Here is a 16415-nt window from a genome sequence, read left to right on the forward strand (position 1 = left end):
CCGCTCGGCGGCGTGGCTCCGTCCTGCGGAACTGCCCCGTCCTGCGGAACTGCGCCGGGCCGGGCTTCCGGCCCGCGGGACCCGTCGTCACCCACGGGCTGCGCGCCTGCGCCGGACGGCTCCGCAGCCGGATCACCTCGGTGCCTGCCGGTCGCGTCTCCGCCACCGGGCATCCCGTCGGGACCCTCGCGGTTCTCGCCGGTCATCGCCGACCCTCCATGGCCGGAACCCCCTTGCCGTACGTGCCGTTCCCCCACCGCAGCGTAGCGGTCGTGACGGTCGTTCCGGGCGTTTCCGGCGTGACGATTCGGCACCGGATCCGGGACGGCGCCGGGCTCCGGCGCCCCGGGCGGCGAGTGGGACGAACGGTCGTCCAACACCCCCGGACCCGCCGTCACCTGCGCGTTCACAGCACATCGGCGACCGACCGGCGCGTCGTCGGGGGACGCCAGGTGAGTCGTCGTGCGGTGTCGCTGCATGATGGTCCCGCCATGGATGCCAGCTCCCCCGCTCCCCGGCCCCGCCGGCACGCCGCTCCCGAGACCGGCGCCGCAGACGCGGCGCACGGTGCTCCGAACGACGCCGCGGCAGGCCACGCGCCGGACGCGGGTGCGGCCACCTCGGTGCTGACGCGTCCCCGGCCGCCCGCCGACGACGCCACAGCCGCCGCCCCGGTGCAGCCGCGGCGCAGGCGCGCGCCGGGCCCGGGAGGGTCGGGCGCCCGGCGCGTCGGGATCGGCATCCTCGTCGGCGCCGCGGTGATGCTGCTGGTGGCGACGCTGGACTCGGTGCTCGGCACCCCGGTCCCCGTGCTCGGCTCGTTCGCCGCACCGCCCGGGTCCCCCTCGGCCACCCGCGAGCAGGCCGAGCCCGCCCCGGCGCCGCCGCCGGACACCGCGGGCACCTGTCTGACCTGGAGCCGCGACGACGCCGCGGACACCGCCGCGATCGACTGCGCCCGGCCGCACCTGTTCGAGCAGGCCGGACGCGTCCAGCTCGCCGACCAGCCCGCCTTCCCCACCGACGACGGCTGGCAGAAGCTCGTCACCGAGCGCTGCACCCCGCTGGTCACCAAGTACCTCAACGGCCGCTACGACCCCGACGGCCGGTTCCGCGTCGGCGCGCTCAAGCCGTCGCAGTCCCGCTGGGACGACGGCGACCGCGGCATGCGCTGCGGCCTGCAGAGCGCCTCGCGCAGCGGCGCGATGCTCCCGATCAGCGGCAAGGTCGCCCAGCAGGACCAGTCGGCCGTGCAGCCCGCGGGCACCTGCCTGGGCATCGACGGCCGGGCCGTCGGCGACCCCACCGACTGCAGCGGGCCGCACGCGGTCGAGACCGTCGGCGTCGTCGACCTGGGTGCGAAGTTCAAGGACGACTTCCCGTCCGTCGAGGACCAGGACGGCTTCCTGCAGCCGGCCTGCCAGAACGTCGCGAATACCTACGCCGGCAACCCGCAGACGATCGGGTCGAAGGGCCTGACCGTCTACTGGAACAACCTGTCCGAGGCGTCCTGGAAGGCCGGCAGCCACCGGGTGAACTGCAACGTCGGCACCCTGCTGCCCGACGGCAGCGGCTTCGCCGCGATCACCGGCTCGCTCAAGGGGCAGGTCTCCGTGGCGGGCAGGCCGGGTGGCGCGGCACCGTCGACCGGCCAGGCCCCGGACGGGGGCGGCGACTCCGGTGGCTCCGGCACCTCCGGGGACTCCGGCGACAACGGCGGCTCCGGCGACAGCGGGGCGACCGGGCAGGCGCCCGCGCCGCAGACCCCGGCCGCACCCCGGCCGCCGGCGCCGTCCAGCCAGGACGGTGACTCCGAGGCCCCGGTACCGCAGCCGGCGCCGCAGCAGCCCGCCGCTCCCGACGCGGGGGCCGGCGGAGCACCGAACGTCCCGAGCCCGCTGCGGATCAACCCGGCCCTGCCGGGGCTGGGCAACTGAGCCCGCCGATGCCGGTCGAGATGCCGCACGACCGGTTCGACGACCTCGTCGGTGAGGCCCTGGACCTGGTCCCGGACGAGCTGGCGCAGGCGATGGACAACGTCGTCGTGCTCGTCGAGCCGCGCAACGGCGAGGAGCCGGACCTGCTCGGGCTCTACGAGGGTGTCGCGCTGACCGAACGCACGTCCGACTACGCCGGCGAGCTCCCGGACCGGATCACGATCTACCGCGACGCCGTCCTGGAGTTCTGCGAGGACGAGGACATGGTCGTCGACGAGGTCGCGATCACCGTGGTGCACGAGGTCGCGCACCACTTCGGCGTCTCCGAGGAGCGCCTGCACGAGCTCGGCTGGGGCTGAGCGGCCGACCTCAGGAGCGCTTGCGCGGCAACGGGTCCCACAGCTCGACGGTCCAGCCGTCCGGGTCCCGTCGGAGCACCACGCGTCCGGAGTTGGGGATCGGGTGGTCCTTGCCCGCGGCCGCGTCCGGCCGCTCGGTCCCGGAGCCGTCCACCCCGCTGAGCAGGGCCATGGCGGCCAGCCGGATCGCCGCGCCGTGGCTGACGACGACCACCGCACCGGTCCGGCCGGACTCCGCGCCCGCGGTGACCCGCGCCAGGTCGGGCAGGAACCGCGCCCAGACGTCGCGACCGGACTCGCCGCCGGGCATCGCCCGGCCGGGGTCACCGGTGAACCAGGCCGCGAAGGTCTCGTCGAAGACCGCCCGCGACGCCTCGTCGGTGGCCATGTCCAGCTCACCGGCGAACACCTCGTGCGCGCCGGTCAGCAGCTCGACGTCGAGACCGAGCGCCGCTGCGACCGGCGCCGCGGTCTGCTGCGCCCGCGCGGCGCGCGAGGAGTAGACGGCGTGCACCGGCCAGCCGGTGAGCAGACCGGCGACATCGTCGGCCTGGGCCAGGCCGCGGTCGTCGAGGGGCGCACCGGGCAGCGCGGTGTCCAGGGCGTGCCGCACGTTGGAGTCGGTACGGCCGTGGCGCACCAGGACGAGGCGGAACCGGCCGTCGTCGGGCGGGACGGCGGCGCCGCGTTCCCCGCTCCCGACCGCGGAGAACGCCGTGGCCCCGTGCTCGGCGGTGTCCCCGTGCCCGGCGTCCCTCTGCTCGGCGCCGGTCCCGTGCTCGTCGGCAGCGGAGTCGAGGTCCTGTCCACCTGCGCTCACGTCGCCGCTCCGTCCCGGACCGCGGCCAGCCAGCGCAGGGACTCCGCGTGGCTCTCCAGCTCCGGCGGGACGACCGAGCTGCCCGCGCCGTCCGGGCGGCCGTCGGGGCGCTCGTCGGAGCGGGGGAAGGAACCGAGGAACCGCAGCCGGTCGCAGCGCCGGTGCAGCGCGGCCAGCGCCTCACCCATCGCCGGGTCGGCGGCGTGCCCGGAGCAGTCCAGGTGGAACCAGTAGTCGGCGTGCCGGTCCTTCATCGGGCGGGACTCGATCCGGGTCAGGTCGATCCCGCGCACGGACAGCTCGGTGAGCAGGCCGAGCAGGGTGCCGGGCCGGTTCGTCGTGGTCGCGGCGAGGGTGGTGCGGTCCCAGCCGGTCGGCTCCGGCAGCGGCCCGGGCGGGGTGACCAGTACGAACCGGGTCACCGCACCCGGGTTGTCGGCGATGTCGTCGGCCAGCACGGCGAGCCCGTGCTGCTCGGCGGCGAGCGGTGCGGCGACGGCCGCGTCGACCTCGCCGCGGGCGACCTGCGCGGCGGCCTCGGCGGTCGAGGAACTGACGCGGATCTCGGCGCCGGGCAGGTCGGCGGCGAGCCGGCCACGGACCTGGGCGATGCCGTGGCCGTGCGAGGCGACCGACCGGACGTCGGCGAGATCGGTACCGGGCCGGCCCAGCAGGCAGAACCGGACCGCGATGCGGGCCTCCCGGACGATCACCAACGGCGGCTCGGCGACCAGCCCGTCGAGCACCGGCGGCACCGCGCCCTCGACGGTGTTCTCGATCGGGACGCAGCCTGCGTCGACCGACCCGTCGCGGACGGCGGCGAGCACAGCCGGTGCGCCCGGCAGGGGCACCAGCTCCGCGCCCGCGCTCTCGGGCAGGGTCCACAGCGCCTGCTCGGTGAAGGTGGCGTGCGGGCCGAGGAACCCGATCCGGCGCGGCTGGTCCACGGTCAGTCCAGCAGCCCGAGGGCGACGAGGTCGGCGATCGGCACCGGGTCCGGGTCCACGCCGCAGCGGGGCAGGACCGTCCGGACCTGGTCGACGGCGGCGTCGGGCAGCTCGTCGAGCTCGCGGGCCAGCGACTCGCCGTCGGTGCTCTCCAGCGCGTCCTCGACCGGGTCCGGCGACGCCGACACCCCGGCCATCCGCGCGACGGCGACGATCAGGTTGAGCAGCCCGTGCCGCCCGGTGCCGTCCTCGGTGCGCGGCGCCTCGCGGACGATCCGGTCGAGGCCCTGCGCGCTCATCGCGCCCTTGCCGCTGCCGAGACCGGCCTGCAGGAAGCGGTGCACGTCGGCGATGGTCGGGACGTCGGAGGCGCGCGGGCCGCCCATCCGCAGCTTCGGGGTGCAGCCGTGCTCGGCGACCTTGCGGACCGCGGCCAGCCAGGCCTCGGTGCCCTCGTCGTCGCCGGCGACCGGGCGCCGCGGCTCGACCACCGGGGTCACCTCGTCCGGCACGAACTCCGAGACACGCTCCAGCCAGATCCCGTCGACGTCCGGCGGGGCGGCGCACTCGACGGTGCTCGGCACGAGCAGGCTCGAGCGGGAGAACACGGTGGACAACGCCTTGGGCACCGCGCCGAGGCCGGTGTCGACGACGAGCGCGAGGTCGGCCGGGCGCGACGGCGCCGACCGGGCCAGTTCGGTGACCACGGCGGGGAGCTGGGACGCGGGGCAGACCAGCCGTCCGACCAGGCCTCCGTAGTGGCCGTCACGAGCGGCGAGGAAGCGCGACACGACGGCGTCCACACCCGGTGCGACGGTCCGGGGCTGCAGCAGGCTGGTGTCGTCCACCAGTCCGGCCAGCAGCGGTCGGATCGGCCACGGGTCGGCTGCGGAACCCGAGGGCACGGTCATCACGACCAGGAACGCTAACGGTCCGGTCACGGCGCCCCGACAAGGGGGCCGGTCACACCCGGACGACGACTATGGACAGGACCACCCCACCTTTGCTTAGGTAAGGGTTACCTAATGGAGGTGAGAGTGGGAACCACCCGGATGCGCCGCCCCCCGACGCCCGCCGTCGCCGAGCGAGCTCGCAGTCTCGTCACCCGTGGCGGCTCCGCCGCGCTCGTCGGTACCGGTCAGCCGGAACCGGTGACGCCGCTGATGCACCACACGTGGCCCGACGGCACCACCGACCTGCTGCTCGGTGACGACCACCCGGTCCGGACGGGCACGCGCCGCGTCCTGGGCGGGATACCCGTGATGCTGGAGCTGACCGGCACCACGCCGGTGCCGCTGCAGGAACCCGTCCGCGAGCTGTTGTGGCTGCTCGGACGCCTGCACGAGGCCGACCCGGTGACCCGCCGGGACCGCGCGCTGCGGCTCGCGGAGGTCGCCCCGCACCCCAACCTGCTCGACGCCGGGCGGGGCGCGACGCTGCTGCGCCTGCACCCCGCGTCGGCGGTCTACTCCGACGCCGAGGGCTGCGCGTCGGTGTCGCCGTCCGAGCTGGCCGCCGCGGACCCGGACCCGTTCTGCCGGGTGGAGCACGCCTGGCTGGAGCACCTGGACCAGGCGCACCCGGAGATGCTGTGTGCGCTGCGCCGGCACCTGCCCGAGGCCCTGCGCGGCGCGGAGGGCCGGATCCGGCCGATCGGCGTCGACCGGTGCGGGCTGCGGGTCCGGGTGCCGGACGCGACCGGGAGCCGCGACGTGCGGCTGCCGTTCTCCGCGGAGGCGACCACCCCCGCGGAGCTGCAGGCACGGTTCGGCGAGCTGGTGGGCCGTCCGGAGACGGCGAGCCGGCCGGTGCCGCCCGCCGCCTGAGCGGCGACACCGGACGTCGGGGTCACCCGGCGGAGAGGTCCGGCAGGCCCGTGGAGCGGGAGCGGCACCCGCTCCACGGGCGCGCTCCCGGGCCAGGGCGTTCCGGGCCGCGACGACCCGTTCCCGCAGCTCAGGCGCTCGGCGTCAGGTGTTCGGCGACGACCTTGTGCGTCACCTTGCGCTCGGCGACGAACGACGCGATCGGGATGGTGCCCGCGGCCAGGATCAGCACCGCGAACACCGGCTTCCACCGGCACCGCTCGGCCAGGATCAGCGTGCACACGATGTAGATCATGTACAGGAAGCCGTGCACCATGCCGATGACGGCGACGGGCCGCGGGTCGCCGAACAGGTACTTCGCCGGCATCGCGTAGAAGGTCAGCAGCAGCAGGCCGACACCGGTGACCCAGGCCGCGATCCGGTAGGCCGTGAGTGCTCGGGCGACGGTCACGTCGTCTCCTCCCGGTCCCGCTCGGCGAGCCGGGCCAGTTCGTCGTTGTAGGCGCGCAGCTGCGGGTCGCTGTGCCGGGCCATCTCCACCCCCGCGGGCCGCGGGGTGAACGGCGAGCGGCGCGCGGGCCGGGACGCCGCGCCCACGGATGCGGTGCCCTCCGGCGACGCGGGCTCGGACTCGGAGGACTCCGGCCGGGCGGACTCCGGCTCGACCTGCACCGGCCGTCGCGCCTCGGGGACCTCCGCCGTTCCGTCCTGCGGGGCCTGCTGCGGCGCAACCGGTTCCGCCTGCTTCTCCGGCAGCGTGGCGATCTCCATCCTCAGGAACCGCCACCACATGTAACCGAAGAACACCGCGAACAGCGGCCACTGCAGGCCGTAGCCGACGTTCACCGCCGACCCCATCGCGGAGCCGGCGCGGCCCCACTGCCACGCGGCCAGGAAACCGCAGGTGACCATCGCGCCGAGCGTGCAGACGTGCCAGGTCAGCCACTTCGGGGAGAGCAGCAGCCGCAGCACGGCGTCCAGGGTACGCACGCGGCGGGGCCCGCGTCCGCCGCTCCCGGCCGGGCCGGCCGTCCCTGCGGCGGGGCCCTGCCATGATCGGGGCGTGACGACCCTGCGCGACTGGCTGGCACCGCCGCGTCCGGCGTCGCCGGAGCCCCTCACCGACCCCCGCGAACGACGGCTGGCCGGGCTCGAGATCGCCGTCGTCCTGACCGTGACGCTGGGACTCTCGGCGCTGCGCAGCGCGTTGTCGCTGGTCCAGGCACTACTCGCGCCCCGCCCGCTGGCCGATCAGCAGGTCACCCTCAACGCGCCGGCGTCCACCGACGCCTGGCTGGACCTGGCGTTCCAGCTGGTCCGGGCGCTGCAGCTGGCCGGCTGGGGCGCGCTCGGCGCGTACCTGCTGCTGCGTGCCGGGTTCGCGCTGCGCCGGGTCGGGCTGGACGGGCGCCGCCCGTGGCGGGACGCGGCGTCGTCGGCGGGGCTGGCCGCCCTGATCGGGATCCCGGGCCTGGCGCTCTACCTGGCCGGGCGCGCGCTGGGCATCACTCCGGAGGTGCAGCCCAGCACCCTCACCGACGTCTGGTGGCGGGTCCCGATGCTGGTCGTCTCGGCCGCGGCGAACGCGTGGGCCGAGGAGGTCGTGATGATCGGCTACCTGCTCACCCGGTTCCGCCAGCTCGGGTGGTCGGAGAACCGTTCTGCGCTGGCCGCCGGGGTGCTCCGCGGGAGCTACCACCTTTACCAGGGGGTCGGCGCGTTCGTCGGCAACCTGGCCATGGGGCTGGTGTTCGCGCGGTACTGGCAGCGCGGCAACCGGCTGTGGCCGCTGGTCGGCGCGCACCTGCTGATCGACGTCGTCGCGTTCGTCGGCTACGCCGTCGCGGGCCCTCTCCTGGGGTTTGCGTGAGGGTATGCCAGAGGGTCTCCCCTGGACCTCCTGGGCGCGCATGAATCGGCCCTCACCTGGGGAAAGGCAAACCTGACCAACTGAGACGGACGCCAAATCTGGAACGGGTCCAGAAAGCGCCGGGAGCCGGTACAGTGGATGCCATGACCGACGAGACCAAGTACCAGAAGCTGCTCCGCGAGCAGATCCGCAACGAGTTCACCTCGAGCCAGCAGTACACCGCTGTCGCGGTGTGGCTGGACGACGCCGACCTGCCTCAGCTGGCCGCGCACTTCTACGCGCAGGCCGTCGAGGAGCGCAACCACGCCATGATGATGGTCCAGTACCTGCTGGACAACGACCTCAAGGCGACCATCCCCGGCATCGGCGACGTGCAGACCGAGTTCGAGTCCGTCGAGGAGGTCGTGCAGCTCGCGCTGACCCAGGAGAAGCAGGTCACCGAGCAGATCGTCACCCTCGCCCGCACCGCCCGCGACGAGGGCGACTACCGCGGCGAGCAGTTCATGCAGTGGTTCCTGAAGGAGCAGGTCGAGGAGGAGTCCTCCATGACCACGCTGCTGACGATCGTCCGCCGCGCCGGCGACGACCTGTTCCACGTCGAGGACTTCGTGGCCCGCGAGATGGCCCCCGAGGCTGCCGACCCGACCGCCCCGAAGGCCGCCGGCGGCGCTCTCTGAGGGACCTCCCCCAGCTCGTCCGGTCCTGACGGCACCCGGGCGCGCACCATCCGGTGTGCGCCCGGGGCCCGACCGGCTAGCGGAGGGTGATCTGCTTGCCCGCGAGCACGTCGCGGGCCCGGCGCTCGGCGTCGGTGAGCGGGGTGGCGTCCAGGCTCGCGACGGCGTCGTCGAGACGCTTCGCGAAGGCCTCGACCCCCGCCGACCACTCCGACGAGTGCATCTCCCGGTCCACGTCCCAGACCGGCACCAGCAGCCCGTGCGCCCGGAACGACCCGGCGTAGCGGGACCCTTCACCGAGCTCCAGGCCGTCCTGCTCGGACAGCCGGGCGAGCGCGGCCATCAGCGTCGTCTCGTCCTCGGTCCGCACCCAGCGGATGTGCGCCTTCGAGCCGGTGTCCACCCAGTACGCGCCGCGCACGCCCGGTGCGGTGACCGCCTCGGTCGGCATGATGACCGCGTTCGCGCGCTCCAGCATCGCCGCCGTCTCGGCGTCGTCGTTCCCACCGGGCACCCACCACGCGAAGTCGGCGTGCACCTCGGGCTCCAGCGGGACGTCCGGGTCGAGCACGTCCTGCAGCCGCTCCCCCGTGCGCCGCTCCGGCCCGACGACCGGCAGCGCCGAGCCCGGCTCGGCCTCACGAGCCCAGGCCAGGGCACCGGCGAGGTCGGCGGAGAGATCTCCGGATCGGGTCTGGACCTGCATGCCCAGCAGGATCGTGCCGTCGTCGCGGACCAGGGCCGCGGACGCGCCGGGCAGCACCGACGCGAGCGTGACCGGGGCACCGGAGCGCACCGGCAACGCCGCCGTCGCCGACGGGAGGAACTCCCGCATGGCGACGAGGTCCGGCTCGGCGGCGAGCCCCTCGAACGGCCGGACGACGATCACGTCGTCGCCGGACCCGTGACAGACCTTGTACCGCTTGCCGGACCCGCACGGGCACGGCCGCTTCGGGTTGTCCCCGGCGGTCGCGGTGGCGGCGGCTCGATTGCGCGTCTTCTTCCCCATCACCTGGCAAGGTAGCGGGTCGTGCATGCGTTCGACCCGGCCGACCCCGCGTTCCTCGCCGACCCCTACCCCGCCTACGCGGCGTTGCGGGCCGCCGGGCCGGTGCACTCCCACCCCGGCCTGGGCCTGCCGGTGGCGGTGACCCAGGCGGCCTGCTCGCAGGTGCTGCGCGACCGCGGGCTCGGCCGGATCTGGGCCGACGTGCCCCCGGAGCACGAGTTCACCGCGTTCAACCTGCTGCACCGCAACTCGCTGCTCGAGCGCGAGGGCGAACCGCACACCCGGCTACGACGGCTGGTGGCCTCGGCCTTCGCCCGCGGGCACACCGAACGGCTCGCCCCGCTGGTCGCCGACCGTGCCGACCGTCTGGTCGGCGACCTGGTCGCCCGGATCCGGGACGGTGCCCCGGCCGATCTGGTCGCCGACGTGGCCGAGCCGCTGCCGGTGCAGGTCATCGCCGACCTGCTCGGGGTGCCCGGGTCGATGCACGGCCCGCTGCGCGCCTGGTCGGACGCGATCGTCCGGATGTACGAGCCCGACCCCGGCGACGACGGCCGACGCGCCGCCGAGGCCGCGGCCGCGGACCTGGTGGCGATGCTGCGCGACCTGGCCGACGGGCACACCGGCGGCGGGCTGGTCGCGGACCTGCTGTCGGTGCGCGACTCCGGGGACCGGATCTCCGCCGACGAGCTCGTCGGGACCGCAGCACTGCTGCTGATGGCCGGGCACGAGGCGACGGTGAACGTCATCGGCAACGCGGTCCACGCCCTGCTCGCCCACCCGGACCAGTGGTCCCGGCTGCGAGCCGACCCCGCGCTGCTCGGTACGGCGGTCGAGGAGCTGATCCGGTTCGACGCGCCGCTGCAGCTGTTCGAGCGCACCGCGCTCTCCGACACCACCGTCGCCGGGCACCCGGTCCCGGCCGGCACCCGGATCGGGGCGCTGCTCGGCTCCGCGGGGCGCGACCCGGCCGCGTTCGGCGACGACGCCGACCGGCTCGACCTGGGCCGCTCCCCCAACCCGCACCTGGGTTTCGGCGCCGGAGTGCACTACTGCCTCGGCGCGCCACTGGCCCGGGTGGAGATCGCCGCGGTGCTGCGGGCGCTGGCCCGCGAGCTGCCGGACGCCGCCGTCGCCGGGCCCCCGGTGCGCCGGGAGCGGTTCGTGATGCGCGGCTGGGCGGAACTGCGACTCACGACGGCGCCGTGACGGCCACACCATTCCGCCGAAAAGAGCAATCGAAGGTCCCGTAACCGACTCGCGTGCATTCCTGTCCCGTCATTTCCGTTCCGGAGAGAATTGTCGGCGGGGTGGGTGCGACGGAGCCGCCGGGCCGTGCTGAAATCCTCGGCAATGGATTCCTGGCCGGATGCTCTCGCCCGGGTGCTCGACGTGCCCGGCGCCCGCTGGGCGTGCGTGGACGGCCCCGGCGCGGTCGCCGCGGGACCCGGCGCCCCGGACCGCGCTACCGTCGACGCCCTCGTCGCCTGGGCCCGCGCGGAGCACGGGCGGCGGCCAGGCTTCGAGGACGCGATGATCACCACGGAGCGGTCGCACCACCTGCTGCGCGCGCTTCCCGGCGACGCCGTCGGTTATCTCGTACTGGACCGTGAGCAGGGAAATCTCGCGCTGGCGCGGCGTGCGCTGGCCGAGCTGGCAGGCCCCGGCACCACCGTGGCACCGGCCGCCGTACCGAGCCGGGCGGCGGCCCCACCGGCCGCCTGCGTGCCGCTCCCGGCCCCGCGTCGCCCCCGCCGGCCCAGCGCCGCCGCCGTCGCCGGAGTCGCCGGGACCGCTGCGGCGGTGCCTGCACCCCGCGTGCCCGGTGCGGTCCCGGCCCCGCCGGGCGGCCGCTGGGCCGACGACCTCGCCACGCTCGCCCGGGTGCTCACCGCACTGCGCCGAATGGATCCGTGACCTTCTACCCGGGTTGACCGTGCACCGTTTCCCGCTATTGTTTCGGGCCTCGCGACCGATTCCCCGACCGGCCGCCCACCCTGTTCCCGGCCGCACCGTCCCCGGCGGAATGCGCGGCCGAGTGCCGTCACGTGCGGAGGAAAAACGTGAACAACATCGAGCGCTCGCTGGACATGGCCGCCAACATCAAGGGCGCGTTCGCCGTCGCCGTCGTCGACTTCGACAGCGGCATGACGCTCGGCTCCCGCGGCGGCAGCCCGGAGTTCGACCTGGACGTCGCGGCGCCGGGCAACTCCGACGTCGTGCGCACCAAGCTCGAGGTCATGTCCAAGCTCGGCCTGCACGAGAACATCGAGGACATCCTGATCACCCTCGACAGCCAGTACCACCTGATCCGGATCATCCGCGGCACCGACGAACAGCTGTTCTTCTACCTGGTGCTCAACCGCGCCCAGGCGAACCTCGCGATGGCGCGGCGCGACCTGCGCGTCATCGAGCAGCAGTTCACGATGACCACCCCGCAGGCCGTACCGCAGCAGCAGGGCCAGGCGTTCTTCCCCGCCCAGCAGCGCTGAGACCGGTGGTGGCCCGGCACCGGCACACCGTCACGGTCCGCACGGACGGCCTCGCCGCCGTCCTCGGCACGTTGCTGCGGGATGCCCGGGTCCGTTCTGCCGCGCTGGTCGACGTCGACAGCGGGATGCTGCTCGACGCCTGCGGCCCGGACGTCGCGCACGACGCCGGGCAGCAGGACGGCTGGGCACCGAACGACGGCGTGCCGAACGAGGAGGCGCGTGCCGCCGCGCACGCCGAGCTGGTGCGGATCGGGCTGGATCCGGCGATCACCGGCCCCGGTGCCCCCGACCGGCCCGCGCTGGTGCTGGAGGCCGGACCGGAGCGGCACGTCCTGCAGACGGTGCCGGACCCGGCCGGTGGCCGGCTGGTGCTGGCGGTGGTGGTGCGCGGATCCGGCCGCGTCGTCGCGAAGGTACGACGGCGGCTGCGCGACATCCCGTCCGAGGCCCTGACCGCCGGACCGTCGGTCGCGGTGCGGCCCGGGTCGCCGGGCTGGGCCGTGGCGCGGGCCCCCGGCCCCGCACCGGCGGGAATCGAGGACACCGTGCGTCCCCGGGCCCCGGTCAGCCCTCGGCCGCTCCCGCCGGCACGGCTGCGCCGCCCCGGCCGTCCGGTGCCGCCGTCGGCGCTGCCTGCCCCGAGCGCGCATCCGGGGCGGAGTCCGGCTCCGCCGACGCCCACTCCGGCCTCGCCGGGCCGGCTCCCGGCCCGACCAGCAGCTCCCGCGGACCCCGCGGACCCGGCTCGAGCAGGCCGGTGATCCAGCGGACGACCCGGCGGGTCCACCACGCCGTGACCGCGGCCAGCACGTCCAGCCAGGCGTGCAGGACGACGCCGTCGGCCATGGCCTGGGTGCCGCCACGCAGGGACCAGAGCAGCGTCACCGCGGCCAGCACCACGCAGGCGCCCCAGAGCGCCCACCAGACCAGCAGCGTGCGCGACGGCCGCGGCCGCTGCGCCGGCGGCAGCCCCAGGGCGGCGTGCTCGGTCTCGGCCAGCAGCGACCCGGGCGCGACGAGGTTCCAGCCCGGCACGAGCCACCCGGCGACGACGACCGCACGCGACCGGCTCGGGCGCGTCCCGGAACGGCGGGCCGCCGCCCGCGACGCGGCGAGGCTCCACGGCACCAGCAGCACCGCGACGGCGATCGTCGCGACCAGCGAGGCCCAGCCACCGAACCGTACGAGCGCGTCGGACCAGCCCACGGCCGTCGCGGACAGCGCGTCGGTCCGGCTGGCGAGCAGCAGGCCGTAGCGCCAGATCTCGGCGAGCGCGGCGACGACCGCCGACCCGGCGGCCACCCACAGCACCGGGCCGAGCTGCGCGCCGAGCGAGCGGGCGCGTTCCGCGGGCGCGGCGGCCCCGGCGTCCGGCTCCGGCGCGCGCCACGGCCCGACCGGCAGACCCCAGCGCGGGATCCGGCGGTAGTGCGGCGGCCCGGCGTAGCGGGCGCGGCGCGGCGCGGCGGCCCGCGGGCGCACCGAGGCGGGCAGCGTCGCCGGGTCCGGCGGGGTGGCGACCCAGTCCAGAGCGGCGAGGTAGCGCCCGCACCAGGGGCAGAACGGGCCGGTGCCCGGCGGCGCGCTCCGGCCGCAGCGCGGGCACGGCGGCGGTGCGGGGGGCACGCTCACCGTGGGCTCAGGCGATCCGGGGCGCGCTGCCGTCGTCGGTGACGACCTCGCGGCCGGCGGCGGCCCAGTCCTGCATGCCGCCGTCGACGTTCACCGCGGGGAAGCCCTGCTGGGCGAGGTAGGCCACGACCCGGCCGGAGCGCCCGCCGGAGCGGCAGACGACGTAGAGCGGGTCGTCCTGCGGCACCTCGTTCATCCGGGCGGCGAGCTCCGACATCGGCAGGTGCCGGGCGTGCGGGGCGTGCCCGGCCGTCCACTCGTCGAGCTCACGGACGTCGAGCAGCGGGGTCTCGGAGGGCAGGTCGGCCACGCCGACGGTGGGCACGGGCTCGGACATGCATCCATCCTGCCACGGCACCCCGTCAACGCCCGGTGAGCCGACCCACCCGTGAACGGCCGACGGCCCGGCCCAGGGAAGCCCGGGCCGGGCCGTCGGAGTACACGCAGACGCGGGTCGCCCGCTCAGTACCCGCGGTCCTCGCGGTAGAGCGAGCCGTGCGGGATCGTCGTCTCGTTGGCGTCCGGCGGCGGCACGGCACCCCCGGCGCGCTTCGGCAGCGGCGGACCGTCGGTGCCCGGCCGGTTCTGTGGCAGCGCATCGGTGCCAACCGCCTCGTGCCGCCCGGTGGTGAACAGCTCGCTGCGCTGCGGCGCGCCGTCCTGGGCCTGCTCCGCAGGCTTCGGCGCCGTGGCGCCCCGGGTCGCGCGGACGGCGTTCGCGCCGGTCAGGGAGCGGACCTCCATCTCCGCGTAGCGGGCGGGGTCGGCGACGTCCTTGCCGAACAGCGTGCCGAGCACACCGAACAGGAACGACGCGGGAATCGAGATCAGCCCGGGGTTGGCGAGCGGGAAGATCGCGAAGTCCACACTGGTGATCATCGACGACGGCGAGCCGGAGACCGCCGGGGAGAAGATGATCAGCAGGACGCAGAGGGCCACACCGCCGTAGATGCTGCAGAGCGCACCGGTGGTGTTGAACCGCTTCCAGAACAGCGTGAACAGGATCGTCGGCAGGTTCGCCGACGCGGCGACGGCGAAGGCCAGCGCCACCAGGAACGCGACGTTCTGGCCGTTGGCGATGATGCCGCCGATGATCGCGACGACACCGATGCCGACCGCGGTGCCACGGGCGACCCGCACCTCCGACTCGGCCGAGGCCTTCCCCTTGCGCAGGACGTTGGCGTAGACGTCGTGCGCGAACGACGCCGATGCGGTGATCGTCAGACCGGCGACGACCGCGAGGATCGTCGCGAAGGCGACCGCCGCGATCAGGCCCAGCAGCAGCTCGCCGCCGAGCTCGAAGGCCAGCATCGGCGCGGCGTCGTTCTGGTTCTCCCGGGTGATCGTCCCCGGCGGCAGCATCGCCGTCGCGCCGTAGCCCAGGACCAGGGTGAACAGGTAGAAGATGCCGATGATCCAGATCGCCCAGACCACCGAGCGGCGGGCCTCCTTGGCCGACGGCACCGTGTAGAACCGCATCAGGATGTGCGGCAGGCCCGCGGTACCCAGCACCAGCGCGAGGCCCAGCGAGATGAAGTCGACGCCGCTGGTGTACTGCAGGCCCGGGTCGAGGATCCGGTCCCCGGAGACGGAACGCTCACTGGCGTGCTGCAGCAGGTAGGACAGGTTGAAGCCGTAACGGCCGAACACCCACGCGGTGAGCACGGCGGCGCCGACGAGCAGCAGCCCCGCCTTGATGATCTGCACCCAGGTGGTGCCCTTCATGCCGCCGAACAGCACGTAGACGACCATCAGCGCGCCCACCACGACGATGACCAGTGCCTGGCCGAGGCCGTCGTCCTTGGGAATCTGCAGCAGCAGCGCGATCAGTCCGCCGGCGCCGGCCATCTGCGCGATCAGGTAGAACAGCGACACGACCAGCGTCGACGTCGCGGCGGCGGCCCGGACCGGGCGCTGCCGCATCCGGAACGCGAGGACGTCACCCATGGTGAACCGGCCGGTGTTGCGGAGCAGCTCCGCGACCAGCAGCAGCGCGACCAGCCAGCCGACCAGGAAGCCGATCGAGTAGAGGAAGCCGTCGTAGCCGTAGAGCGCGATGGCACCGGCGATGCCGAGGAACGATGCCGCGGACAGGTAGTCGCCGGCGATCGCGATGCCGTTCTGCGGGCCGGTGAAGGAGTGCCCGCCGGTGTAGTAGTCGGTACGGGTCGAGTTGTTGCGCCCGGCGCGCAGCGCGATGAACAGCGTGATCCCGACGAACAGCACGAAGAAGATCACGTTGGCGGTGACGTTGCCGAGCTTGTCGGCCTGGGCGAGGACGGCGACCGGCTCCGGCGCCGCGAGCAGCGGTGCGGTCATGCGCCGGCCTCCTCGACGCGGGCCCGCAGCGCGGCGGCGGGGCCGTCCATCTCCCGGCCGGCGAACCGGACGTAGAGCGTGGTGATCGCGAACGTGCTGACGAACTGCAGCAGCCCGATCAGCAGCCCGATGGTGATCGCCCCGCCGACCCGGATCGACATGAACGCGGGGGCGAAGCTCGCGAGCGCGATGTAGAGCAGGTACCAGCCCAGGAACACCACCGTCATCGGGAAGATGTAGCGGCGGATCCGGCCGCGGAACTGCTGGAACTCCGGACTGGCCTGCACCTGCTCGTAGACGGTGCCTGCCGGGGGGCCGGCCTCGTGCTCGGCGGGACTCATGCGCCGGTCACCGGTCCTTTCTCGTCGTGCGGGGGGAATGTCGTGCGCGGGGGGCGGGGGGAATTGCGCGGAGCGGGGCTGTGCCGGCTGTGCCACACCTGTCCGGGCAACTGTCCTCGGTACAACGAGGGCGGGGGAAGCCAGGGCACGCGATCCGTACGGACCGGTCGGGACACGCCCGAGGTG

The 16415-nt window shown here is 74.7% G+C and carries 18 protein-coding genes; 8 read left to right on the forward strand and 10 right to left on the reverse strand.

The window, feature by feature from the left end; translation table 11 throughout:
* The first annotated feature begins 491 nt into the window (after positions 1–491).
* Together ACLE50_RS09930 and ACLE50_RS09935 are read left to right on the forward strand one after the other, a co-directional pair.
* Positions 492–1937 carry a septum formation family protein gene (locus ACLE50_RS09930; RefSeq protein WP_410943145.1) on the forward strand — a complete coding sequence of 482 codons (1446 nt, stop codon included), beginning with the start codon at positions 492–494 and terminating at the stop codon, positions 1935–1937.
* A gap of 8 nt (positions 1938–1945) precedes the next feature.
* Complete coding sequence (locus ACLE50_RS09935; RefSeq protein WP_410943146.1) at positions 1946–2296, forward strand: metallopeptidase family protein; 351 nt, start codon at positions 1946–1948, stop codon at positions 2294–2296.
* 10 nt (positions 2297–2306) lie between these two features.
* On the opposite strand, the gene ACLE50_RS09940 is transcribed toward ACLE50_RS09935, so the two are convergent.
* Genes ACLE50_RS09940 through ACLE50_RS09950 form a run of 3 tightly spaced genes read right to left on the reverse strand, consistent with a single transcriptional unit; the run spans position 2307 to position 5004 of the window.
* Positions 2307–3116: a histidine phosphatase family protein gene (locus tag ACLE50_RS09940; RefSeq protein ID WP_410943147.1), complete on the reverse strand. Its 810-nt coding sequence runs from the start codon at positions 3114–3116 to the stop codon at positions 2307–2309.
* A complete protein-coding gene (gene pheA / locus ACLE50_RS09945) occupies positions 3113–4063 on the reverse strand; it encodes a prephenate dehydratase (RefSeq protein ID WP_410943148.1) in 951 nt (316 codons plus the stop codon). The genes ACLE50_RS09940 and pheA overlap by 4 nt, the downstream gene beginning before the upstream one ends.
* 2 nt (positions 4064–4065) lie before the next feature.
* On the reverse strand, positions 4066–5004 hold the full coding sequence (locus tag ACLE50_RS09950) for a hypothetical protein (RefSeq protein WP_410943149.1): 939 nt from the start codon (positions 5002–5004) through the stop codon (positions 4066–4068).
* A 96-nt stretch (positions 5005–5100) separates the two neighbouring features.
* Between ACLE50_RS09950 and ACLE50_RS09955 the strand changes: the two genes are divergently transcribed.
* A complete protein-coding gene (locus tag ACLE50_RS09955; protein WP_410943150.1) occupies positions 5101–5889 on the forward strand; it encodes a DUF2470 domain-containing protein in 789 nt (262 codons plus the stop codon).
* A 130-nt stretch (positions 5890–6019) separates the two neighbouring features.
* On the opposite strand, the gene ACLE50_RS09960 is transcribed toward ACLE50_RS09955, so the two are convergent.
* Entirely contained in the window at positions 6020–6340 is a 321-nt protein-coding gene (locus ACLE50_RS09960; protein ID WP_410943151.1) for a DUF3817 domain-containing protein, read from the reverse strand.
* Positions 6337–6879, reverse strand: a complete 543-nt coding sequence (locus ACLE50_RS09965; RefSeq protein ID WP_410943152.1) for a hypothetical protein — start codon at positions 6877–6879, stop codon at positions 6337–6339. The genes ACLE50_RS09960 and ACLE50_RS09965 overlap by 4 nt, the downstream gene beginning before the upstream one ends.
* Positions 6880–6952: 73 nt before the next feature.
* On the opposite strand from ACLE50_RS09965, the gene ACLE50_RS09970 reads away from it, so the two are divergent.
* Positions 6953–7759 (forward strand): CPBP family intramembrane glutamic endopeptidase, encoded by an 807-nt coding sequence (locus ACLE50_RS09970; RefSeq protein ID WP_410943153.1) that lies wholly within the window; start codon positions 6953–6955, stop codon positions 7757–7759.
* A 143-nt stretch (positions 7760–7902) separates the two neighbouring features.
* Positions 7903–8436 carry a ferritin gene (locus ACLE50_RS09975; protein ID WP_410943154.1) on the forward strand — a complete coding sequence of 178 codons (534 nt, stop codon included), beginning with the start codon at positions 7903–7905 and terminating at the stop codon, positions 8434–8436.
* A gap of 76 nt (positions 8437–8512) precedes the next feature.
* Here ACLE50_RS09975 and ACLE50_RS09980 read toward each other — a convergent pair whose 3' ends face one another.
* Positions 8513–9445, reverse strand: coding sequence for a DUF5926 family protein (locus ACLE50_RS09980; RefSeq protein ID WP_410943155.1), 933 nt, complete (start codon positions 9443–9445; stop codon positions 8513–8515).
* A 21-nt stretch (positions 9446–9466) separates the two neighbouring features.
* Here ACLE50_RS09980 and ACLE50_RS09985 point away from each other — a divergent pair, with 21 nt between their 5' ends.
* The 3 genes from ACLE50_RS09985 (at position 9467) to ACLE50_RS09995 (ending at position 11937) form a co-directional block, all read left to right on the forward strand.
* A complete protein-coding gene (locus ACLE50_RS09985; protein ID WP_410943156.1) occupies positions 9467–10654 on the forward strand; it encodes a cytochrome P450 in 1188 nt (395 codons plus the stop codon).
* 144 nt (positions 10655–10798) lie between these two features.
* Positions 10799–11362: a hypothetical protein gene (locus ACLE50_RS09990; protein WP_410943157.1), complete on the forward strand. Its 564-nt coding sequence runs from the start codon at positions 10799–10801 to the stop codon at positions 11360–11362.
* Between the two features lie 146 nt (positions 11363–11508).
* Positions 11509–11937 carry a hypothetical protein gene (locus ACLE50_RS09995; RefSeq protein ID WP_410943158.1) on the forward strand — a complete coding sequence of 143 codons (429 nt, stop codon included), beginning with the start codon at positions 11509–11511 and terminating at the stop codon, positions 11935–11937.
* A gap of 564 nt (positions 11938–12501) precedes the next feature.
* Here ACLE50_RS09995 and ACLE50_RS10000 read toward each other — a convergent pair.
* The 4 genes from ACLE50_RS10000 to ACLE50_RS10015 form a co-directional block, all read right to left on the reverse strand.
* Positions 12502–13569, reverse strand: a complete 1068-nt coding sequence (locus ACLE50_RS10000) for a DUF4328 domain-containing protein (protein WP_410943159.1) — start codon at positions 13567–13569, stop codon at positions 12502–12504.
* A gap of 7 nt (positions 13570–13576) precedes the next feature.
* Positions 13577–13906, reverse strand: a complete 330-nt coding sequence (locus tag ACLE50_RS10005; protein WP_410943160.1) for a rhodanese-like domain-containing protein — start codon at positions 13904–13906, stop codon at positions 13577–13579.
* 125 nt (positions 13907–14031) lie between these two features.
* Complete coding sequence (locus ACLE50_RS10010; RefSeq protein ID WP_410943161.1) at positions 14032–15888, reverse strand: solute symporter family protein; 1857 nt, start codon at positions 15886–15888, stop codon at positions 14032–14034.
* A complete protein-coding gene (locus ACLE50_RS10015) occupies positions 15885–16229 on the reverse strand; it encodes a DUF485 domain-containing protein (RefSeq protein WP_410943162.1) in 345 nt (114 codons plus the stop codon). The genes ACLE50_RS10010 and ACLE50_RS10015 overlap by 4 nt, the downstream gene beginning before the upstream one ends.
* Positions 16230–16415: the final 186 nt, after the last annotated feature.

The sequence above is a fragment of the Pseudonocardia phyllosphaerae genome, from assembly GCF_046546475.1.
Classification (GTDB): Bacteria; Actinomycetota; Actinomycetes; order Mycobacteriales; family Pseudonocardiaceae; genus Pseudonocardia; species Pseudonocardia phyllosphaerae.